This is a genomic window from Polynucleobacter sp. MG-27-Goln-C1 (assembly GCF_018881905.1).
GTDB lineage: Bacteria > Pseudomonadota > Gammaproteobacteria > Burkholderiales > Burkholderiaceae > Polynucleobacter.
Window position 1 is genome coordinate 643,568 of record NZ_JACVPM010000002.1, and the last position, 22,746, is coordinate 666,313.

Sequence of the window (22,746 nt, forward strand, 5' to 3'; positions counted from 1 at the left end):
AAGAATATGCATAACTTAGATCAAGCCTTCGCTAATCCAGCTCTCATCGCAGATGAGGGCTATCAAGCGCCTCAGCATTTCTTAATCTTAGGATTGGGGGAGTCTGGCTACGCAATGGCTAAGTGGTGTTTGCGGAACGCTGCTAAGGTTAGCCTAGCTGATACGCGTGATCGTGAAAAGCTAAATGAGCGCCAAAAAGCCTGGTTGGCCGATCTTGAATTTGCAGGGCTTCAAGAGGCCTTCTTTGGACCTCTTGATGACATTAATTTAAAGAATATTGATGTCATCGGAATTAGCCCTGGCTTATCTCCACTTCAAGAACCAATAGCTTCATTCTTGGTTAAGGCGCAAGAATCTAGCATTGATATCTGGGGAGAATTGGAATTTTTTGCCAGAGCTATTGCTGCATTAGATCGCATGGCTCAAGTCGTAGAGTCTGACTATAAGCCAGCCTTATTAGCAATCACCGGAACAAATGGCAAGACAACTACGACTGCACTGACAGGTCAGTTGTGCGAGCGTGCCGGCAAGAGGGTTGCTGTTGCTGGAAATATCAGTCCAGCAGCTTTAGATAAGTTGATGTCTTGTCTAGATGAATCTGATCAGGTTGCTGATATGCCTGAGATTTGGGTGCTAGAACTCTCTAGCTTCCAATTGGTTTACACGAGCACCTTTAATGCAACGGCGGCAACTGTATTAAATATTACGCAAGATCACTTGGATTGGCATGGTGATATGCAGGCCTATGTCGCTGCAAAAGCAAATATTTTTGGGCAAGACACTATCTGTATTCTGAATCGTGATGATTCACTGGTAATGAACCTCCTGACTGACGAGCAAAAAGCAAATAAATCAGTTATTACTTTTGGCGCAAGCCGCCCTGATGAGCAGGGTGCCTTTGGCATTGAGCATGATCTTCGCGCCGGTGGTATTGATTGGCTAGTCTGGGCTGAGGTGGATGAAGAGCTTGAGCCTCAACCTAAGCGTCGTCGTAAAGCTGCCGCTGTAGAGGAAGAGCCATTAAGACTAAAGCGTTTAATACCTGCTGATGCTTTACGGATTCGTGGCCGCCACAATGCTTTAAATGCATTAGCTTCATTAGCCTTGGCACGCGCAGCTGGTTTGCCCATGAATATGCTTTTACATGGTTTGCGTGACTACCATGGTGAACCACATCGTGTTCAAAGTGTTTCGATTGTGTCGAATGTTGAGTATGTGGATGACAGTAAGGGCACCAATGTAGGGGCAACTGTAGCTGCGCTAAATGGTTTAAGTGCCAATGAATCTGGCAAGCGGATCTGGTTGATTGCTGGTGGTGAAGGTAAGGGCCAGGACTTTAGCCCCTTACGTGATCCTGCACTGCGTTTTGTAAAAGGCGTTTTCCTGATTGGTAAGGATGCGCCAATTATTGCCGAGGCTTTGGCTGACTCAGTACCCTGCGTAATGAGTGAGACTCTCCAAAACGCAGTGGCAGAAGCTGCAAAACATGCTCAGTCTGGCGATATTGTTTTACTTTCACCAGCTTGCGCTAGTTTTGATCAGTTCAGCGATTACGTGGCACGTGCCGAAGCATTCGTTGCTGAAGTTCAAGAGCTAGGAATGCAATTCGAAGGAGTCCATGCATGAGTTTGAAGGAAAAACTTTTTCCTGAGAATCGTTTGGGCCTTGGTCGCTTCTGGAATTTCTCCAGAGGCGGGATTGATAATTTCCGTAGCGGCTTGAGAGATGCGGTTTCTGGTGTTGAGCAAACTCGCTCACGCATGATGGACTATGACCAGTTGTTAGTTTGGGCGGTACTGTCTTTGGCTTTGATCGGTTTGGTCATGGTCTATTCCGCATCCATTACCCTGGCTGATGGTCCTAAGTACGCAAATTACAGTAGCAACTTCTTCTTAATTCGGCATTGCATTTCATTGGCAATTGCCATTGGTGTTGGTATTTGGGCATTCAAGATCCCAACCAAAGTTTGGGATCGTTATTCACCAGTCATTTTTGGCTTTACGGTTTTACTCTTAATTGCTGTTCTTATCCCTGGTGTGGGTAAGGGTGTAAATGGTGCGAAGCGTTGGATTCCATTGGGACTCATGAACTTCCAGCCATCTGAATTAATGAAATTTGCCGCGGTGATTTTTGCCGCAAGCTACACGGTGCAGCGCCAAGAGTATCTACACTCATTTGTTAAGGGCATGTTGCCAATGGGCATTGCGGTTGCATTGGTTGGTGGCTTATTAATGGCTGAGCCAGATATGGGCGCATTCGTAGTTGTGGCTTTAATTGCATTTGGAATTTTGTTCTTAGGCGGTATTAGCGCTAAGTTATTTGGTGGTCTGATCTTGGTTGGCTTGCTGAGTGGTGCCACGATGATTGCCCTTTCACCATTCCGTCGTGGTCGCATGCTGGCGTTTATGGATCCATGGCAAGTCGACAATGCAGCAAATAAAGGTTATCAATTAACCCATTCACTCATGGCATTTGGACGTGGCGAATGGTTCGGCTTAGGCCTAGGTGGCAGTGTTGAAAAATTACATTACCTTCCTGAAGCGCATACCGATTTCATCATGGCTGTGATTGGTGAAGAGCTTGGATTCGTTGGCGTAGTAGTGATGATCTTCTTGTTCTATTGGATCGTACGTCGTGCATTCCTCATTGGCCGCACAGCGTTGCAATTGGATCGCAGTTTTGCTGGCCTTGCTGCTAAAGGTGTGGCGATATGGATTGGTTGGCAGGCATTTATCAATATGGGTGTGAACTTAGGCTTGCTGCCTACCAAAGGCTTGACTCTTCCTTTGGTCAGTTATGGTGGTTCAGGAATTTTGATGAATGCAGTTGCGGTCGCTATGCTTCTGCGCATTGATTATGAGAACCGAATCTTGATGCGGGGTGGTAAGTTATGACTAAGCCATCTATCTTGATTATGGCCGGCGGTACTGGGGGACATATTTTCCCGGGCCTTGCTGTTGCTGAATATCTACGCATCTGTGGCTGGAAAGTTTTTTGGCTTGGCAATCAAGGCGGTATGGAATATCGCCTAGTAAAAGCTTGTGACTTCCCATTCGAGGCAGTTGAGTTTGGCGGTTTGCGTGGTAAAGGCATCAAAGCAAAATTGATGCTGCCATTTAATCTCGCAAGGGCGAGTGTTCAGAGTTTGAAGATCATGCGCCGTATCAAGCCAAATGTCGTTTTAGGTATGGGCGGGTACATTACATTCCCTGGCGGCTTGATGACGAAGTTTTTGAAGAAGCCATTGGTTCTTCATGAAGCAAATTCTGTAGCGGGAAGTGCTAATCGCGCTCTTGCCAAAATTGCTATGCGTACATTGACTGGCTTCCCAGATACGATGGCTCATGCTGAATGGGTTGGCAATCCAATCCGTGAAGAATTTGAAGATGTGGGCGCACCAGCAAAGCGATATGAAACACGCACTGGACCTTTGTCGATCCTAGTAGTTGGTGGCAGCTTGGGTGCGGCAGCTTTAAATGAAGCAATTCCGGCAGCCTTGGCATTGATGGATAAAGACGCACGCCCTCAGGTGATTCATCAGGCGGGCGATAAACATCTCGCAGATTTACAACAGCGTTATGCTGACTTAGCCGTTACTGCTGACATTCGTCCTTTTATTGACGACATGCCAACTGCTTACGCTCAAGCAGATTTAGTGATCTGCCGCTCTGGAGCAATGACTGTTTCAGAAATCGCAGCGTGTGGTGTTGCATCCTGCTTGATTCCATTCCCATACGCAATTGATGATCATCAGACTGCGAATGCGCGATTTTTATCGGATGCAGATGCAGCAATTCTGCTTCCACAACAAGATCTCAATCCGCAGGATCTCGCATCCATGATTCAAAACTTTAGCCGCCAAGATTTACAGGCGATGGCTGAACGTGCCCATACTTTGGCTAAGCCTCATGCAACTCAGCGTGTGGCTGAGGTATGTGCAGACTGTGCAGGAGTAGGTATATGAAACATATCGTTCAGCAAATACATTTTGTTGGTATTGGCGGCGCAGGCATGAGTGGTATTGCTGAAGTGCTTCTGAATCTGGGTTATCAAGTATCTGGATCTGACTTGGCTGAAGGTGCTGCTACTAAGCGTTTAACGGATTTGGGCGCAGTCATTCATATTGGGCATGACCCTAAAAATATTGGTACTGCAGAGGCTGTAGTGATTTCTACTGCAGTTGCAGGCAACAATCCTGAGGTACTTGCTGCTCGCGCAGCTAAGGTGCCTGTGATTCAACGTGCTGTCATGCTCGGTGAACTCATGCGTTTGAAGCAGGGCATTGCGATTGCAGGCACACATGGCAAAACAACCACAACCAGTTTAGTTGCCTCAGTATTGGCTGAGGGTGGATTGGATCCTACCTTTGTGATTGGTGGAAAACTAAATTCCGCAGGTGCTAATGCACGCTTAGGTCAGGGCGACTTTATTGTGGTGGAAGCGGATGAGTCTGATGCCTCATTCCTGCAATTATTCCCAGCGATGGAAGTAGTCACCAATATCGATGCTGATCATATGGATACCTATCAGCATGACATGGCAAGGTTGAAGCAAGCGTTTGTCCAGTTCATTCAGCGTATGCCTTTTTATGGTGTTGCTGTGCTTTGTATTGATGATGCGAATGTTCGCGACATTATTCCATTTGTGTCACAGCCAGTATTGCGCTATGGCTTATCTGAAGATGCGGATATTCGCGCAAGTAATGTGCGCGCTGAAGGTACTCGCATGCACTTTACGGTTGATCGTAAAACTGTACGCCGTCATGGCAATAAGCCAGGTCGACTTGAAGTGCAATTAAATTTACCGGGCTTACATAACGTTCGCAATGCCTTGGCGGCGATTGGTATTGCTACAGAGCTTGGTGTGGGTGATGAAGCTATTGTGAAGGCCTTGTCTGAGTTTAGTGGCGTTGGTCGCCGCTTCCAAAGATATGGAGAGATTCCTTTGGCATCTGGTGGAAGTTTCACGCTAATAGATGACTATGGACATCATCCTGTTGAAATGGCGGCTACCCTATCTGCAGCGCGTGGGGCATATCCTGACCGACGCTTGGTATTGGCATTCCAGCCCCATCGCTTTACAAGAACGCGTGACTGCTTTGGTGAATTTGTACAGGTACTCAAAAACTTTGATGCCCTTGTATTAACCGAGGTCTATCCCGCTGGCGAAGCTAAGATTCCAGGTGCTGATGGTCAAAGCCTCATGAAAGCAGCTCTGACAGTTGATAAAGCTTTAAAGGCCTCTTTAGATAGCTCAGCCGTGGCCTTTGCCCCTAGTGTTGCTGAGATGCCAGAAAAACTCAGTACTTTATTGCGTGATGGTGATGTATTAATCACGATGGGCGCAGGATCTATTTCTGGATTGCCTCATGTATTGGCGGAGGCAAAGCATGTCTAAGCAAAATCAACAAATGCTTTCTTGGGGTGAGCGAGTGAAGCAAGAACTCGCAAACCTAGATGTTCAATCTCTTGGTCGAGTCGGTGTATTGCTTGGCGGTCGTTCTGGTGAGCGTGAGATTTCCTTGATGTCGGGTAACGGCGTATTAGATGCGCTGCTCTCCAAAGGGGTTGATGCGCATCCATTTGACACAGGATTACGTTGCCCAACAGAATTGGCAAGTGAAAAGTTTGACCGCATCTTTATTTCCCTGCATGGACGTTATGGTGAAGATGGCACGATCCAGGGATTGCTTGAGCTATTGGGTTTACCTTATACCGGTAGCGGTGTACTGGCATCTGCATTGGCGATAGACAAAATTGCAACTAAGCTTTTCTGGCTCAGTAGCAGTCTTTCAACTCCAGAATTTCAGGAGCTGAAAGCTGATAGCGATTGGAATGCGGTAGTGAAGCACTTAGGTTTGCCATTGATTGTCAAGCCAGCACATGAAGGCTCTTCACTTGGTCTGACTAAAGTGAAATCCGTCGACGAGTTGCCTGCCGCTTATAAGTTGGCTGCAGGGATGGATAAAAAGGTGATTGCTGAAACTTGTATTGTTGGCGATGAGTTAACTTGCCCATTGGTTGGATTTGGAGAAAATGCTGAGGCATTGCCTGTAATCAAAATCATTCCACCAGAGGCCAATTATGATTTCCACAATAAGTATTTTTCTGATGAGACTAAATACTTGTGCCCAACTGGCTTAGCGCCAGAAGTCAATAAAGCGGTTCAAGATTTAGCCTTAGCTGCATATCGCACCCTCGGCTGTAAGACTTGGGGTCGTGCCGATGTGATGCTCGACCAAAAAACTGGCAAACCATATCTTTTGGAGATGAATACATCTCCTGGCATGACTTCACATTCTTTAGTTCCAATGGCCGCAAAAGCAGCGGGTGTTGAATATGCTGAATTAGTTCTCTGGGTCATTAGTCAAACCTTAAATACCAAAGGGGCTGCGCAAGCATGAGTCGGATGAGCGCTTTCCTAAACGGTTTCGGTGAAGTGTTTGCTTCACTGGCATCCCCACTTTGGAATCATCCAGAGCGGATGCAGAAGCTGAGCCGTTTCTTGATGCGCTGTTTCGCGGTTATGGTTTGCGTGGGAATTTTGGTGTGGTTAAGCCAGCGACCCGTCTTTGCATTGCGCCAAGTAGTGATTGAGCCGGTGGCTGGACAAACGCTCAAGCATATTAATAAGCCTGTAGTGAAGCAACAAGTCTTAGAGACGGTCCAAGGAAACTTCTTTAGCGTGAGATTAGAGGATGTGAAGCGTGGTTTCGAGTCTATGCCTTGGGTGCGTCATGCCAATGTTCGCAGAGTTTGGCCTAACGGATTAATTGTAAGTATTGAAGAGCAAAAACCATTTGGTACTTGGGGTGGGGCTGATAGTCATACCTTAATGAATACCCATGGCGAGCTTTTTGCTGGTCGTGTTTCTGATGTGGGAGACGGAATTCAGTTAATTGATTTCTCTGGACCGGAAGATACAAGCAAAGAAGTGATGCGCTTATATGAAAAAGCGAACGCTTGGTTTAAGCCTTGGAGTGCAGAGGTAAAAAGCTTAACCCTCTCCGAGCGCTATGCCTGGCATGTGAAGTTATCCAACGGCATGAAGGTGGAGTTCGGCAGGGATGAAGAGAACTCCGACAAAACATTAACTGAGGATCGTGTAGCGCGCCTCTTTAAGTATTGGCCGCAGGTTCAAGAGAAGTGGGCTAATCGCGTAGATGCAATTGATTTGCGCTATGCAAACGGTTTTGCAGTGCATCTTGCTTCGGCAAGTTTGAAAAAGAATGAAGCAGATGGCAAGAAAAGTGAGCAGAAGCAATGAGGAATGAGAATGAGTAAAGACAACCGCGATTTATTGGTCGGATTGGATATTGGTACCTCCAAGGTGGTTGCTTTGGTTGCTGAATTGGCGCCGGATGGCCAATTCAATGTAGTTGGCGTTGGCCAAACTGCATCTAAAGGCTTGAAGAAGGGGGTAGTTGTCAATATTGAGGCTACTGTCCAATCCATTCAAAAAGCACTAGAAGAAGCTGAGGTCATGGCAGATCGCCAGATCGTACAGGTCTTTACTGGCATTGCTGGAAATCACATTGTGAGCTTTAACTCCAGCGGTATGGTGGCCATTCGGGATAAAGAGGTCAGTGCTGGAGATGTTGAGCGCGTCTTAGAAACTGCTAAAGCAATCAACATCCCTACGGATCAACAAATCCTTCACATCCTTGTTCAAGAATTCATTATTGATGGACAGGAAGATGTGCGTGAGCCAATTGGTATGAGTGGTTTGCGTCTAGAGGTAAAAGTGCACATTGTTACTGGTGCAGTTAGTGCTGCGCAAAATATTGTGAAGTGCGTGCGTCGTTGTGGCTTGGAAGTAAATGATCTCATCTTGCAGCCACTAGCATCTAGCTTAGCCGTCTTAACGGAGGACGAAAAAGAGCTGGGCGTTGTCTTAGTCGATATTGGTGGCGGCACAACCGACATCGCTATCTATTGCCAGGGCTCCATTCGACATACTGCTGTGATTCCGATTGCAGGCGATCAAATTACCAATGACATTGCGATGGCATTGCGTACGCCGACGATTGATGCGGAAGATCTCAAGATTCAATACGGTATTGCTCGCCAAGATATGGCGGATCCAACCACCATGATTGATGTACCTGGTGTTGGAGATCGCGAACCACGCCCAATGTCTAAGCAAGCTTTAGCGGCTGTCATTGAGCCGCGTGTAGAAGAGTTATTTACCTTGGTGCGTGGCGTAGTTCGTGATTCTGGTTACGAAGATATGGTGTCCTCAGGAATCGTACTAACGGGTGGAACTTCTTTGATGCCAGGCATGGTTGAGCTTGCTGAACAAGTGTTCTTGCGCCCAGCGCGTATCGGTACTCCTGAGTACCGTGGACACCTGCATGAAGTTTTGCGTAGCCCACGTTTTGCTACCAGTATCGGTTTATTAATGGAAGGCCAGGCGCAGTTGTTGCGTGGCCGTCGAGTATCGCAATCAGGCGCGTTGCAAAGTGTGATTTCGCGCATGAAGGAATGGTTCGCAGGAAATTTTTAAGTTTTTCGTCGTCGTCAATGTAGTACTTATTACCTAGGAGGGTATATGGAATTTGAAATGTTAGATCAAGAAACAGCCGGCAAAACCATTATTAAAGTGGTTGGAGTTGGTGGTGCAGGTGGTAATGCAGTTCAGCACATGATTCGTCGCGGTGTTAACGGCGTAGAGTTTATTTGCATGAACACCGATGCTGGCGCTTTACAGCGTTCTGAGGCATCTGTGAATTTGCAACTAGGCTCTAGCGGACTCGGTGCTGGTGCAAAACCTGAAATCGGTGCAGCTTCTGCTGAAGAAGCGCGTGCACGTATTGCAGACACATTGCAAGGTGCACACATGGTGTTTATCACTGCTGGTATGGGTGGTGGCACAGGTACTGGTGCAGCGCCAATCGTTGCTCAAGTTGCTAAAGAGATGGGTATTTTGACTGTTGGCGTTATCAGCAAGCCATTTGACTTTGAAGGCGTTAAGCGTTTGAAGGTTGCTGAAAATGGAGCTTCTGAGCTCGAGTCTTATGTAGATTCATTGATCGTAGTTCTCAATGAGAAATTGTTCGAAGTGATGGGTGAAGATGCTGAGTTTGATAAGGCATTCGCATGTGCTGATGATGTATTGCATAACGCTGTTTCAGGTATTGCGGAAATCATTAACGTACAAGGGTTGATCAACGTCGACTTTGAGGACGTGAAAACAGTGATGGGCGAACAAGGCAAGGCGATGATGGGAACTGCAACAGTTTCTGGCATGGATCGTGCACGTTTAGCTGCTGAAGCTGCAGTTGCATCACCATTGCTCGAAGGTGTTGATTTGTCTGGTGCACGTGGCGTATTGGTGAATATCACTGCTAGCCGTTCATTGAAGTTGTCTGAGACTCGTGAAGTGATGGCAGCGATTCGTGGCTATGCTGCAGATGATGCTACTGTGATCTTTGGTACCGTATATGACGAGAGCTTAGGTGATGCCTTGCGCGTTACTGTGGTGGCTACTGGCTTGAATAATCCACAAGCACGTCAACATCATCAACCAGAAGTAGTTTGGAGACAAGCTACTGGTACGCATGATGCGATGCCAACAATGGCTGACTTGAATAGCTTTGCTCCAGCAAGTGCTTCAGCAGCAATGAGCAAGGTAAGTCTTGATTCAGCTTTGAGCACTAGCGCTGGTTTGGCAATGACAGGTGCTGGTAGTGCGCCTTCAATGGCTGCTCAACCAGCAACCAGCGGAGTCGATTACAGCCAATATGATTTGCCACGCGTATTCCGTAGTTCGCGTGAAGCTACACCAGCCCCTACATTAGGCGCTGATAGCTCACCACAGGCAAAAACCATGTTGGATAAAGGGGCTGATTACTACGAAATCCCAGCCTTTTTACGTAAGCAAGCAGACTAAACCACTGCTCAATACAATATGTAGTTGCAGAATGCCAGCGCGGCGCCCCTCCGGACGACGAATCCCGCGCTAGCGTTGGCATACTCATGACAACTATTTCATTGGAGATCTTATGATCGCAGTCGGACAAAAATTACCAAACGCTACTCTTTATGAGTTTTTAGATGAAGCTAGTGAAGGTTGCGCTATTGGCCCAAACGCATTCGAAGTTGAAAAACTCACCGCTGGCAAAAAGATTGTGATCTTTGCTTTGCCTGGCGCATTTACACCGACTTGTTCAGCAAAGCACGTTCCTAGCTATGTTGAGCACTTTGATGCAATCAAAGCAAAAGGTGTCGATGAAATTTGGTGCATCTCAGTAAACGACCCATTTGTAATGGGTGCTTGGGGACGAGATCAAAAAGTTGGTAAAAAGATCCGTATGTTAGGTGATGGTAGCGCCGAGTTCACTAAGAAACTTGGTCTCGAATTGGATTTGACTGCTCGTGGTTTGGGTGTTCGTTCAGATCGTTATGCCATGATTGTTGAAGACGGTGTAGTAACAACTTTAGATCGTGAAGCACCTGGCAAGTTTGAAGTGAGTGATGCCGCTTCAATTTTGAAGAAGCTTTAAGAAATTATTCCTGAATTTAGATAAAACCATGATGAAGCAACGCACAATCGCCACCCCGATTAAAACCGTGGGGATTGGCTTGCACTCTGGGCGCAAGGTGACTTTGGCTATTAAGCCTGCGCCGATAAATTCAGGAATCTTATTTGTACGTGTAGATACCCCAGAGCAATCGGTTGTACCGGCTACTGCTCTGGCGGTTTGCGATACTCGCTTGGCCTCAGTAATTCAAAAAGATGGAGTGCGTGTTTCCACAGTGGAGCACTTGCTTTCAGCTTGTGCAGGCTTAGGGCTTGATAATTTATTGATTGAGCTTGATGGTGAAGAGGTTCCCATCATGGATGGCAGTGCAGCTTCATTTTTGTTCCTAATGGAATCGGCTGGTATTGCTGAGCAAGATGCGCCAAGACAGTTTGTAGTTATTAAGAAGCCTATAGAGGTGAGAGAGGGTGACAAGCTCGCGCGTCTAGAACCTTTCTTTGGATATAAGTTAGATTTCACAATCGACTTTAAGCACCCGGCAGTAGATAAAACTGGTCAGCGCTTTGTAGTGGATTTTGCAGAACATGCATATCGAAGCGAGATTGGCCGTGCGCGCACTTTTGGCTTTGCACATGAAGTTGAAGCTTTGCGAGAGATGGGATTGGCGCGTGGCGGAAGTTTAGATAATGCGATCGTGCTTGATGAGCATCGCATTCTGAATAACGAAGAGTTACGTTATGAAGATGAGTTTGTTCGCCACAAAATTTTGGACGCTATCGGCGATCTGTATTTAGTTGGTCATCCGATTGTGGGCTCTTATGTCGCTGAAAAATCAGGACATGCCCTCAATAACGCGCTCTTGCGTAAGCTTTTAGAAGACCCCAGTTCTTACGAAGTTAGCAGTTTTCCAGAAAATAAGGCTCCCGCCGCCTATTCCAAAGAGAGTCAACCCCTCTTTTTCTAGGTTTATTTGGGTTTGCTTTGAAGTAGGCGTTCAACCGCCTTACGCAGATCAGAATCTGGTGCCAATTTCTCTAATAAGGATTCCCAGGAAGCCCTCGCTACGGCATTAAAGCCTTTTGGCTTCTGGCTGACCTGCTGACCCTGACGGGGTTTAACGTCCCAAGTGGGTGGCGCTGGCTTGAGGCGTACTTTAATGCTGGCACAAGTCACCCCTTTTTTAGCTAACTCATTGATTAGACTAGGTAAAACCTGTTGAAGACGGGTGGCAATACTTGCCCCATTCACCAATAAAAATAATTCATTCTGACCTCCAGAACGCCAGCCGGCCTCAATTTTGGGCGCCAAGTTATCTAGATCCAGCTCAAATAGGGCCGCTTTAAGGGCAATTTTGAGTTTGGCCAGATCTTCTGTTTTGGCCAAAATTCCACCCAAGCCCTCAGAGTCGCGCAAATACTCTAGCCACTCATGGGCGGCTTTCGTGCGGACAGGTTTAGGGGCAAAGTTCATATAAAAAGAGGGTGCGGGTGATAAACTCAAGGTCTTAATTTACTTCAATATCCCATGGTAATCGGTCTTCTTAAAACCCTGGTCGGCAGTCGTAACGACCGCCTCTTAAAACAGTATCGCAAAGTAGTTGCTAAAGTTAGCGCTTTCGAGCCTAGCCTGCAAGCTTTGGATGATGCCGCATTGCAAGCAAAAACTGCTGAGTTCAAGTCGCGTTTGGCTGCGGGTGAGTCATTAGATGATATTGCTCCTGAGGCTTTTGCGGTAGTTCGTGAGGCAAGTTCACGAGTGATGAAGATGCGCCACTTTGATGCGCAGATGATGGGTGGCCTTGCATTACATCAAGGCAAGATTGCTGAAATGGGAACAGGTGAAGGTAAAACTTTAACTGCCACGCTCCCAGTCTATTTAAATGCTTTAACAGGCAAGGGCGTTCACGTCATCACGGTGAATGATTACTTGGCTCAGCGTGATGCTGAGTGGATGTCAACGCTCTATAACTTCTTAGGTATGAAGGTTGGCGTGAATCTATCTCAGATGGATCACACAACCAAGCAAGAAGCTTATGCAGCGGATATCACCTACGGCACCAATAATGAGTTTGGTTTTGATTACCTCCGTGACAACATGGTGCAAGATTTAGGTCAACGTGTTCAACGCGGCCTAGCTTATGCGATTGTTGATGAGGTTGACTCCATTCTGATTGATGAGGCGCGTACTCCATTGATCATTTCTGGTCAGGCTGAAGACCACACTGATTTGTACATCAAGATCAATGCATTGCCTGCTTACTTAGAGCGCCAAATTGGCGAAGAAAAAGCAGATGGCACTGGTGTGGAAAAGCCGGGCGATTACTGGGTTGATGAGAAGTCACAGCAAGTCTACTTAACAGAGCGCGGCCACGATAAGGCAGAGACAGTTTTAGTTGAGCTTGGCGCTTTGAATGATGGCGACTCTTTGTATGCTCCGCAAAATATTACATTGATGCATCACGTGTATGCAGCATTACGTGCGCACACGCTGTACAACCGCGATCAACAATATGTTGTGCAGAATGGTGAAGTCATTATTGTTGATGAGTTCACGGGACGTCTAATGCAGGGTCGTCGTTGGTCTGATGGCTTGCATCAAGCTGTTGAGGCTAAAGAGGGTGTGCAGATTCAGAATGAGAATCAGACCTTAGCCACAATTACTTTCCAGAACTACTTCCGTATGTACGGCAAGCTGGCTGGTATGACCGGTACTGCAGATACCGAAGCTTATGAGTTCAAGGAAATTTATAACCTTGAGACCGTAGTTATTCCTCCAAATCGCATCAGTCAAAGAAAAGATCGCCAAGATCAGATCTACAAGACCTCGCGCGAGCGCTACGATGCAGTAATTAAAGATATTGAGGATTGCTACAAACGTGGCCAACCTGTATTAGTTGGTACAACCTCGATTGAGAATTCAGAATTAATTGCTGGTTTGCTAGATAAGCGTCAATTACCACATCAAGTATTGAACGCGAAGCAGCATGCTCGCGAAGCGGAGATCATTGCTCAAGCTGGTAGGCCAAAGATGATCACCATTGCCACCAATATGGCTGGCCGTGGAACAGACATTGTTTTGGGCGGTAACGTTGGCAAACAATCTTCCTTAATTGAAATGGATGCAGCTCTATCTGACGCAGAAAAAGCAGCCAAGATTAAGACCTTGCAGGATGAGTGGCAAAGTTTGCATGATCAAGTATTAGCTGCGGGTGGCTTGCACATTATTGGTACAGAGCGTCACGAGAGCCGTCGTATTGACAATCAGCTTCGCGGTCGTGCTGGTCGTCAGGGTGATTCTGGTTCTTCCCGTTTTTATCTTTCTTTAGACGATTCACTACTGCGTATTTTTGCTGGTGATCGTCTGCGCGCAGTCATGGATCGTCTCAAGATGCCCGATGGCGAGCCGATTGAAGCTGGTATGGTGACTCGTTCAATTGAGTCTGCTCAGCGCAAGGTTGAAGGCCGTAACTTTGATATTCGTAAGCAATTACTGGAATACGACGACGTTGCAAATGATCAGCGTAAAGAAACTTATCGCTTAAGAAATGAAGTTCTTGAAAGTGCTGATGTTGGTGAGTTGATTGCCAATTTGCGTGAAGATGTGTTGCGTGGCATTTGTGCCTTATACGTTCCCCTGGAATCGATGGAAGAGCAGTGGGACTTAGTTGGCCTGGAGAAGGTATTGGCTAGCGACTGGGGTTTAACGATTGACCTAAAAAATTGGGTTGAAAATGCTGCATCTATGGACGATGAACAGATTGTTGAGCGTGTATTAGAGGCTGCAAAAGAAGCCTACGATGCAAAAGTAGAGCTTTCTGGACGCGCATCCTTCGCTGGATTTGAACGTTCAGTTTTGCTCTATAGCCTAGATACCCATTGGCGTGAACATTTAGCCGCTTTGGATCATTTACGTCAAGGTATCCATTTGCGTGGTTATGCCCAGAAGGATCCAAAACAAGAGTACCGTCGCGAAGCATTCGAGCTATATGGTGAGTTGCTTAACGTCATTAAGAATGATGTTGTGAAAAGCATCATGACAGTACAGATTCGTAGCGCAAGTGAGTTGGATGAAGCTTCTGAGTCAATGAATGAAGATTTAGCCAAACTCTCAGATGTACAGTATCAGCATGCCGATGCAGATCTTGAGGTGGCTGGGTCGACTGGTGATCGTGGTGCAGCGATTGAAATTGCTCCTGCACCTATGCGCACTGGCCCTAAAGTAGGTCGCAATGATCCTTGTACCTGCGGTAGTGGTAAGAAGTTCAAGAACTGCTGCGGCGCATTAGGTTAAATTTAGCGGGATTAAAAAAGAGCTGCCAGTCCCGGCAGCTCTGCAATGCCTCATCTACAATTGTCAGATCATGACAGTTAACTTACCACTCCCCCAAAAAGACCAACTTAAGCCTGTTAAAGGTTTTCAGATGGGCATCGCCGAAGCTGGAATCAAAAAAGCCAATCGTAAAGATTTATTGGTAATGACCTTGGTTCCTGGCTCACAAGTTGCCGGCGTTTTTACTTTAAATCGTTTCTGTGCTGCGCCGGTTCAGGTTTGCCGTGAGCATTTGGCCTTGGATGGATCTAAGGGTGAGATTCGCGCTTTGGTGGTCAACACTGGTAATGCCAATGCTGGTACTGGTGAGCGAGGCATGCAAGATGCTTTAGCAACTTGTGCTGAGTTGGCTAAAGAGCTCAAACTCAATCCAGAACAAATTCTGCCTTTTTCAACTGGCGTGATTCTAGAGCCACTTCCAATTAATAAATTGATTTCTGCTTTACCGAAAGCCGTGGCTAACTTAGGTGAGGACCATTGGTTCGATGCTGCAGAGGCCATCATGACTACGGATACTCAGCCTAAAGCTACATCTATAACGGTAGAAACTCCAGCTGGCCCTGTGACTATGACTGGTATTTGTAAGGGCGCAGGAATGATTCATCCCAATATGGCGACCATGTTGGGATTCATTGCAGCAGACGCTGGTTTTGCGCCTGGCTTGCTCTCCAAATTAACTCAAGAAATTGCTGATCAGTCATTTAACGCTATTACGATTGATGGTGATACCTCGACGAATGATTCATTCATCATCATGGCGACTGGCCAGTCAGCTGTTCAGATTCAATCTACAAGCGATGCCAGCTATGGCATGATCCGGACTGCCTTAATTGATCTCGCACGTAAGCTTGCTCAAATGATTGTGAGAGACGGCGAAGGAGCAACTAAATTTATAACGATTGATGTGCAAGGCGGCAAGACTGAAGAAGAATGTCGCCTAGTTGCAGAGGCAATCGCCCACTCACCTTTAGTAAAAACAGCCTTCTTTGCCAGCGATCCTAATTTAGGCCGCATCCTGGCTGCGATTGGCTATGCTGGCATTACCGACCTTGATGTTAATCAAGTGCAAATGTGGCTTGGGGATGTGTGGGTTGCCAAGAATGGTGGCCGTAACCCGGATTACCAAGAGGTTGATGGACAAAGAGTCATGCAGGCTCCAGAAATTACCATCAAGATTGATTTGGGTCGCGGATCAGCTCAGCAGATGATGTGGACTTGCGACTTATCGCATGACTACGTTTCCATTAATGCTGATTACCGTTCATAGGAACTCGTTACATGAATGAAAAACTAGAGCAGCTCTTAAGTCATCTTGAGACATTTCTACCTAAAGCGTTAACTGAAGAGCAGTGGAAATCCTCAACTGCTTTCAGATGGCGTCGTCGCGATAGCATCTTTGGAAGTATTGGTTTTTTACAACCAGTTAAACATGTTGCCGATATTTCTTTTGAAGATCTAAAAAATATTGATCGTCAACGCGATGCCATTCGTGACAACACAAAAAACTTTATTCAGAAGAAGCCTGCTAATAATATTTTGCTAACTGGCGCACGTGGCACTGGAAAGTCCTCACTCATTAAAGCGAGTTTGCATGAGTTTGCTAGCCAGGGCTTGCGCTTAGTTGAAGTTGAAAAAGAGCATTTAGCCGACTTGGCTGACATCACGGATTTATTGGCTGATCGTCCAGAGCGCTTTATTATTTTTTGTGATGACCTCTCATTTGAAGATGGTGAGTCTGGCTATAAAGCGATGAAGTCTGCATTAGACGGCTCTGTATCGGCTCAGGTCGACAATATCTTGATATACGCGACCTCGAATCGTCGCCATCTCTTGCCTGAATACATGAAGGATAACGAGGGCTATGTCCACGGTGATGATGGAGAAATTCATCCGGGGGAAGTGGTTGAGGAAAAAATTTCTCTCTCAGAGCGTTTTGGATTATGGCTTTCTTTTTATCCGCCAAAGCAAGATGAGTATCTAGAGATTGTTGCTCATTGGTTACATCATTTTGGTTTAAATGATGCGCAGATTGAGGGCGCTAGAGCTGAAGCTTTGGTTTGGGCCTTAGAGCGTGGCTCACGATCTGGTCGCGTGGCTTGGCAGTTTGCTAAGCACTGGGCCGGATCGCATGCTGCTTAATCATTGACGACTCATGAGTGACTCTAATCGTCCTGTTACAGAAGTTGCTGCCGGAATCTTGTTGGATGAGGAGGGGCGCTATCTTCTGGGGCAACGACCAGAAGGAAAGCCTTATGCAGGTTACTGGGAAGTTCCGGGCGGAAAAATAGAGGCCGGTGAATCCGTTTTCACAGCGCTGAAACGTGAATTACAAGAAGAGATCGGCATTGATATCGAGTCGAGTGAAGAGTTGGTTATCTTAGAGCATGACTATCCACATGCTTATGTCCGATTGCATGTCAGTATTATTCGCAAATGGACTGGAATACCTCAGGGGTGTGAGGGTCAGGCACTGTCTTGGCAGTTGCTTAGTGATGCGCTTCCAACCGTAGAACCTTTGTTGCCAGCTGCATGGCCCATGCTGGAAAAGCTTAAGCTACTAAAGGTTTAGAGCTGGCAGAGTGTGAGTCTAAAGGGCACATCCTCATTTATGACTTGAGGCTTTTTGTCTCCATCCGCCTTTAAAAAACGAATCGATAGTAAATATTTGTTAGCGCTGATTTCTGAGAAAAGAGAGTCATCTTCTACAGTAATGCGCATCAATTGATAGACCTTGCCAGATGGTGCTTGTTGATAAGAGCCTTGATGCGCAACAACATCTTTGGCTTCGCCAGACTGACGCAACAATCTTAAGAAAATTTGACAAGCTTCATGCCATGGCAAAAGTGGGGCAACATATTTTTCTAGTAACTCTCTACGTTGAGTTGAGGGAGTATTTTTCCAAGCATGGTAGCTAGGCAAATCAATCGGGCTAGTGCCACCAGGAATATTCAATCGTGTGCGAATGGCGTTAAGCCATTCACTCTCAGTAATTACTGAATTTGGCTTGCCCATCGATTGATTAATATTGAGTGCGGCTTTATCAATTTCAGATAGTGTTTGTGTCAGCGCCTCTTGGTCAACCTTCTGGGAAGACTTTAAACCGTTCAAGGCATATTTCTGACGCTCAAATTCTTTGAGTAACAGTGATTTGATATCACCGCGAGAGCCAATGTCACCTAAGTCAAATAACATCGCAATCGCATTGTGATGCAGTTCAGGATCATCGGATCGAAGGAAGTGATTAAAGCGGGCGAACAAATACTCCAGTCGAAGCATGCTTCGAACTAATTCATTGAAGGGGTATTCGTAAACAATCACAAGCCTATATTCTATGACGAACTTAAAGGTTCTTCTAAAATTTTGAGTAATTTTTGGTGCAGCTTTAGAGCCTCTAATTTGAGCTCATCCATGCTGCCTTGATTTTCAATAACAACGTTAGCGGCTGCTAGACGGGCATTGCGGCTAGTTTGTGCTTTCAGAACATTTTCCACGTCTGCGCGGGTCATATTGTTGCGGTGCATCACTCTTTGGATTTGGGTTTCCTCTGGGCAGTCCACCACCACAAGATAGTCAATGAGCTTTATCCAAGAACCAGACTCAATGAGTAGGGGGACCACAAAAAGAAGATAGGGCGCTCCAGACTTGGCCAACTCAATGGCTTGCCTGGCAGTTTCCTCTTGAATTAAGGGGTGAGTGATTTGCTCTAGAACTTTGCGGGCACCGGGATCTTCGAAGACTACGGTCCGCATCTTGGGGCGAATAAGGGCGCCTTGGGGATCAATAAAGTCAGCCCCAAATGCCTTTGCAATCAATGGAATGGCTTTTCCACCAGGGGCAGTGATTTGATGGGAAATCAGGTCTGTATCAATAATCCCAGCCCCAAGCTTACCCAGCAAGTCGCTGACTGCAGTTTTGCCAGATCCAATGCCGCCAGTTAAGCCAATTAAAGGAATTTCCCCCCTTAAGGCTTTTAAATCAGCTTGGGCAGAATCAATGTTGGAATGAGTTGAGGCCATAACAATTCAATAATGCCAGCAATCACTAAAAAAGGGCCAAAAGGAAAAGCCTGTTGGAGTTGATGACCCCGCCATTTAAGCCAGATAATGCCCCCCGCGATTCCTGTAGCTGAGGCTATTAAAAGGATGCTGGGTAAAGAGCTCCATCCTAACCAAGCACCCAGTGCAGCCAAGAGCTTGGCATCACCCATTCCAATCCCATTCCGGTTTTTTAGAAGGCGATAGCCGGCATTTAATGCCCACAGTGATGCATATCCTAGGAGCGCACCAAGGAGTGCCGAGCTTGGATCGACTAAGCGCAGGTCCGAGATCCAATTAAAAGCAATACCTAAAATAATCAGGGGGAAGGTAATGACGTTGGGAAGGCGGAGGGTGCGCCAGTCAATATAAGCTAAATAAATCAAAGCCAGCATCAGCAGAGATTTGATGATCCAGAAACTTATTTTGGGATCCACTAAACGATTTGTCCTAAATTAAAGATGGGTAGATATAGGATTATGACTAAACTACCAATAATGGCGCCAACCAGAAGAATCAGTGCAGGCTCCAAATTTTGGCTGAGTGCATTGAGTTGACTACTCAACTGTGAGCCTAGGGTAGCAGCACGCTTATTTAACATCTCAGCCAATGCGCCACTTTCGGCACCAATATGCAGCAGTAATAAAGTCTCTACATCCAGAATTCTTGATTGAGGGTCTGCTCGCTTGAGTGATTCCCCCAAGGGCCAGCCACGAGTGAGGTGTTTAAATATCTCAGCGCTAAAGTCGTGACTCACCCAGTGATTAGATGATTGCGCAGTTACCCTCAGTGCGTCTGGAAGCGGTAAACCAGTCTCCAGAAGATGTCCTAAAGTTCGACACCAATGACTCAGTGTTGCCAGTCTAAATAGATTGCCAAAAAACGGAATGCGCAACAAGAGGGCATCACAGAATTTTTGGAGTGCAATAGATTTGAGCCAGGTGTACACAAAGCTTGCGACTACTACGAGCGCGCCTAGTGCTATCTCTAGATAGTGGCTTTGGACACCTGTGGAGATGAAGATGAGGATTCTAGTAGGCGCTGGAAGTTCCGCGTTAAAGTGCCCAAAGACCTCTTTGAATACAGGCACTACCCAAATCATCATTACCAGCACGAGTAGAAAAGAAGTGGTCAAAGTGATTACGGGATAGGTTAGTGACTGCTGCACTTTTCTTCGTAGCTCAATCTGAGCCTCCAGCTGCTGTGAGATTGTGCGTAGTGCCAAGCTGAGGTCACCCGTTCTCTCGCTCACCCTGATGAGGTTGGAAAACTCTGGGGAAAATTTTCCGCCTTGTGCGCTGAGGCAAAAAGAAAAGCTATTACCCTTTTGAAGTTGCTTACGAATATCTTCCAGCCAAATTTTCCAGGATATTGGCGCGGACTGGATTAATAGCTGGATTGCATTGAGCAAGGGAAGTCCAGCTTGAAGGAGGGCAAGCATTTGTTGCGCAAAATGTAGTTGCTCAGACTTGCTGAGATTTCTGTTTAAAAGCATTTGGGTTAATGCCAAGTACCAAGCTCTGAATCTAGTGATATTTGATCTATTAAGCCGGACTTCAGTAATTGCATTCCTGCTGAGTAGATATCTAGCGCTTGAGCTGAATTAAACAAGTGTTTGCTTCCCAAAACTTCATGGACGCCAATACGACCGAAATATCCCGACCCCTTGCAAAGATCGCAAGATTTTTTGCTTGAGGTTGGATAGCATTGCTTACAACGTTTTCGAATTAATCTTTGAGAGCTGACACAACGAAGACAAGATTCAATAGACTCTTGATCTATGCCGAGACTTTTAAGTCGACATAGGGCGCCAATGGCATTGCGAGTATGAAGGGTGCTGAGTACTAAGTGTCCCGTTTGTGCGGCCTGGATAGCGAGTTGTGCGCTTGCTGAATCACGTATTTCACCAATCATGATGACATCTGGATCTTGGCGCAGAAGGGCGCGAATAATGGTCGGAAAGTCCAATCCTGCTTTTGGGTGATAAGCTACTTGATTCACTCCAGGAAGTCGGATTTCGATGGGGTCCTCGACTGAGCAAATATTACGTTGTACTTGGTTCAGCGCGCTCAAGCAGCTGTACAAGGTCCGTGTCTTGCCGCTACCGGTCGGCCCTGTAACCAGTATCAACCCATTGGTTTGATTTATAGCCTCTCGGATTATCTCTAGTTGGCCTGGTAGCAAACCAAGCTGATCTAAAGCCAACTCTTCGAGGCGGCTTGGCAAAATGCGGATAACTGCTTTTTCACCATGCAAAGTAGGAAGGATTGATACCCGACAATCAATATTGGGATGGCTAAAGTCATGACCAATAGCAAGGCGTCCATCTTGAGGTAAACGCTTTTCTGCAATATCGAGACGTGCCAATATTTTGATACGCGTTATTAATCGTTCATGAAGATCAATGGGATATTGGCTTTGTAATGTAAGGCGCCCATCTATTCTCGTGCGTACTACCGTTTCTTGAGATCTTGCCTCAATATGAATATCCGTAGACCGAGCATTTAATGCATTAACAGCGATTTCATGCCAAGTCCGAATAATGTGAGAGTCATGTAGCAGTTCGCTCAATCTTGATTTGCTTGAGCAAGGGGTCGGTATAGCTTCACTGTTTTTACGCCATGCTCATCAAATTGAACAATATCCATCACCACACCAGCAATTCGAATGCTGACATCGTAATCAGGAATCGCTTCGAGTTTTTCTAAAATGAGACCATTCAAGGTGCGTGGCCCATCGAGCGGAAGATCCAGTTTCAGCAGGCGATTTAAATCTCGTAATGATGCGGTACCGCTTGCAAGATAGGTGCCATCTGCAAGCCAATGAGGGTCATTGGAAAGATTGGAGAATGAGGTAGTGAACTCACCAATCAGTTCCTCAACAATGTCTTCAAAGGTCACCAGGCCAAGCACTTCACCATATTCATTCACAACCAGGCTTAAGCGTTGTTGGTTATCCTGGAAAAATTGCATCTGTTGTAGAACGGGAGTTCCGCTCGGAATGAAATAGGGCTCGTTTAACAACGATCTGAAGTCTTCGTGATGAAGCTCTGCATCACCAAGCAAGGAGAGCACTTTCTTTACAGACAGAATGCCAATGATGCGCTCAGAGTCGCCATCACATACTGGCAGCTTGTTGTGGTAACAAGTTTCTAATTGTTCAACTACCTCACCAATAGGTCTTGAGAGATCCAGCACTTCAATTTTGGAGCGAGGTGTCATCACATCATCAACCAAAATATTTTCAAGATTGAAAAGATTGAGCAAGATATTGCGATGATGAGCGGAAACAAATCGGTTAGATTCCAGAACTAAGCTGCGCAATTCTTCTTTACTCATCACTCTGCTATCAGTTGAGGCCTGTAGTCCAGAGACTTTCATTAGCCCTGATACAAAACTATTAATGAACCAGAGTAGCGGCTTAAGAATGAACGTGAGGGGAAGAATGAGCCAACCAACATTGCTGGCAATTTTTTCAGGAAAAGCTGCGCCGATCACTTTCGGGGTGATCTCACTAAAAATGATGATTAGTAGTGCAACTACTAAAGTGGCAATTGACAATACCAGCCCGCTATCGCCAAAAATATGTAAGGCGATGCCGGTAACTAAGATCGGCAAGATCGTATTGATGAGGTTGTTAGAAATTAGCAGCACTGAAAGTAATGAATCAATGCGCTTTAACAGCCTCTCTGCAAGCGCGGCTCCAGCATTGCCACCAATCGCCATTGCACGGAGGCGATGGCGATTGGAAGACAGCATGCTGGTTTCGGCCATGGAAAAGAAGCCGGAGAGTGCGAGTAAAAATAGGACTAATGCGACTTGGCCAATAAAGGGCCAATCATCAAAAAAGGTGTCCATCAGTTATGCCTGCAAAGAATAAGGAACAACCAATATAGCAAAG

The 22,746-nt window shown here is 46.2% G+C and carries 21 protein-coding genes; 14 read left to right on the plus strand and 7 right to left on the minus strand.

The features are described from left to right. Positions 1 to 6: 6 nt before the first annotated feature. The 10 genes from murD to lpxC all read left to right on the plus strand — a co-directional run bounded on the left by murD (position 7) and on the right by lpxC (position 11,447). Entirely contained in the window at positions 7 to 1,626 is a 1,620-nt protein-coding gene (gene murD, locus ICN14_RS07405; RefSeq protein ID WP_216225800.1) for a UDP-N-acetylmuramoyl-L-alanine--D-glutamate ligase, read from the plus strand. Continuing rightward, a complete protein-coding gene (gene ftsW / locus ICN14_RS07410; RefSeq protein ID WP_216178830.1) occupies positions 1,623 to 2,894 on the plus strand; it encodes a putative lipid II flippase FtsW in 1,272 nt (423 codons plus the stop codon). The genes murD and ftsW overlap by 4 nt, the downstream gene beginning before the upstream one ends. Further along, entirely contained in the window at positions 2,891 to 3,964 is a 1,074-nt protein-coding gene (gene murG / locus ICN14_RS07415; RefSeq protein ID WP_216225801.1) for an undecaprenyldiphospho-muramoylpentapeptide beta-N-acetylglucosaminyltransferase, read from the plus strand. Before ftsW ends, murG begins: the two co-directional genes overlap by 4 nt. Then, complete coding sequence (gene murC, locus ICN14_RS07420; RefSeq protein ID WP_216225802.1) at positions 3,961 to 5,397, plus strand: UDP-N-acetylmuramate--L-alanine ligase; 1,437 nt, start codon at positions 3,961 to 3,963, stop codon at positions 5,395 to 5,397. Before murG ends, murC begins: the two co-directional genes overlap by 4 nt. 13 nt (positions 5,398 to 5,410) lie before the next feature. After that, positions 5,411 to 6,403, plus strand: coding sequence for a D-alanine--D-alanine ligase (locus tag ICN14_RS07425; protein ID WP_255536015.1), 993 nt, complete (start codon positions 5,411 to 5,413; stop codon positions 6,401 to 6,403). A 5-nt stretch (positions 6,404 to 6,408) separates the two neighbouring features. Further along, positions 6,409 to 7,266 (plus strand): cell division protein FtsQ/DivIB, encoded by an 858-nt coding sequence (locus tag ICN14_RS07430; RefSeq protein ID WP_216225804.1) that lies wholly within the window; start codon positions 6,409 to 6,411, stop codon positions 7,264 to 7,266. A gap of 9 nt (positions 7,267 to 7,275) precedes the next feature. Next, positions 7,276 to 8,505, plus strand: coding sequence for a cell division protein FtsA (gene ftsA / locus ICN14_RS07435; RefSeq protein WP_173959480.1), 1,230 nt, complete (start codon positions 7,276 to 7,278; stop codon positions 8,503 to 8,505). Between the two features lie 45 nt (positions 8,506 to 8,550). Next, on the plus strand, positions 8,551 to 9,891 hold the full coding sequence (gene ftsZ, locus ICN14_RS07440; RefSeq protein WP_216225805.1) for a cell division protein FtsZ: 1,341 nt from the start codon (positions 8,551 to 8,553) through the stop codon (positions 9,889 to 9,891). A gap of 112 nt (positions 9,892 to 10,003) precedes the next feature. Next, positions 10,004 to 10,504 (plus strand): peroxiredoxin, encoded by a 501-nt coding sequence (locus ICN14_RS07445; RefSeq protein WP_215376659.1) that lies wholly within the window; start codon positions 10,004 to 10,006, stop codon positions 10,502 to 10,504. Between the two features lie 28 nt (positions 10,505 to 10,532). Next, positions 10,533 to 11,447, plus strand: a complete 915-nt coding sequence (lpxC, locus tag ICN14_RS07450; protein WP_216225806.1) for a UDP-3-O-acyl-N-acetylglucosamine deacetylase — start codon at positions 10,533 to 10,535, stop codon at positions 11,445 to 11,447. Between the two features lie 2 nt (positions 11,448 to 11,449). Here the strand turns inward: lpxC and ICN14_RS07455 are convergent, their stop codons facing one another. Then, positions 11,450 to 11,983 (minus strand): hypothetical protein, encoded by a 534-nt coding sequence (locus ICN14_RS07455; RefSeq protein WP_255536001.1) that lies wholly within the window; start codon positions 11,981 to 11,983, stop codon positions 11,450 to 11,452. 24 nt (positions 11,984 to 12,007) lie between these two features. On the opposite strand from ICN14_RS07455, the gene secA reads away from it, so the two are divergent. From secA to ICN14_RS07475, 4 genes are all read left to right on the plus strand, one after another. Then, a complete protein-coding gene (gene secA / locus ICN14_RS07460) occupies positions 12,008 to 14,773 on the plus strand; it encodes a preprotein translocase subunit SecA (protein WP_216225807.1) in 2,766 nt (921 codons plus the stop codon). A 70-nt stretch (positions 14,774 to 14,843) separates the two neighbouring features. Next, positions 14,844 to 16,079: a bifunctional glutamate N-acetyltransferase/amino-acid acetyltransferase ArgJ gene (gene argJ / locus ICN14_RS07465; protein ID WP_216225808.1), complete on the plus strand. Its 1,236-nt coding sequence runs from the start codon at positions 14,844 to 14,846 to the stop codon at positions 16,077 to 16,079. Between the two features lie 11 nt (positions 16,080 to 16,090). Beyond that, complete coding sequence (locus ICN14_RS07470) at positions 16,091 to 16,951, plus strand: ATP-binding protein (RefSeq protein ID WP_216225809.1); 861 nt, start codon at positions 16,091 to 16,093, stop codon at positions 16,949 to 16,951. Positions 16,952 to 16,964: 13 nt separating this feature from the next. Further along, entirely contained in the window at positions 16,965 to 17,381 is a 417-nt protein-coding gene (locus ICN14_RS07475) for an NUDIX domain-containing protein (protein ID WP_216225810.1), read from the plus strand. Here the strand turns inward: ICN14_RS07475 and zapD are convergent. Genes zapD through ICN14_RS07505 form a run of 6 tightly spaced genes read right to left on the minus strand, consistent with a single transcriptional unit; the run spans position 17,378 to position 22,703 of the window. Next, positions 17,378 to 18,130, minus strand: a complete 753-nt coding sequence (gene zapD, locus ICN14_RS07480) for a cell division protein ZapD (protein WP_216178840.1) — start codon at positions 18,128 to 18,130, stop codon at positions 17,378 to 17,380. The two genes, ICN14_RS07475 and zapD, sit on opposite strands and share 4 nt — an antisense overlap. Before the next feature lie 11 nt (positions 18,131 to 18,141). Then, entirely contained in the window at positions 18,142 to 18,828 is a 687-nt protein-coding gene (gene coaE / locus ICN14_RS07485) for a dephospho-CoA kinase (RefSeq protein WP_216863240.1), read from the minus strand. Further along, on the minus strand, positions 18,783 to 19,283 hold the full coding sequence (locus ICN14_RS07490; protein ID WP_370624819.1) for an A24 family peptidase: 501 nt from the start codon (positions 19,281 to 19,283) through the stop codon (positions 18,783 to 18,785). Before ICN14_RS07490 ends, coaE begins: the two co-directional genes overlap by 46 nt. Beyond that, positions 19,283 to 20,356 carry a type II secretion system F family protein gene (locus ICN14_RS07495; protein WP_255536002.1) on the minus strand — a complete coding sequence of 358 codons (1,074 nt, stop codon included), beginning with the start codon at positions 20,354 to 20,356 and terminating at the stop codon, positions 19,283 to 19,285. Before ICN14_RS07495 ends, ICN14_RS07490 begins: the two co-directional genes overlap by 1 nt. Next, complete coding sequence (locus tag ICN14_RS07500; protein WP_216225811.1) at positions 20,347 to 21,417, minus strand: GspE/PulE family protein; 1,071 nt, start codon at positions 21,415 to 21,417, stop codon at positions 20,347 to 20,349. Before ICN14_RS07500 ends, ICN14_RS07495 begins: the two co-directional genes overlap by 10 nt. Continuing rightward, positions 21,414 to 22,703, minus strand: coding sequence for an HlyC/CorC family transporter (locus tag ICN14_RS07505; protein ID WP_216225812.1), 1,290 nt, complete (start codon positions 22,701 to 22,703; stop codon positions 21,414 to 21,416). Before ICN14_RS07505 ends, ICN14_RS07500 begins: the two co-directional genes overlap by 4 nt. Positions 22,704 to 22,746 lie beyond the last annotated feature (43 nt).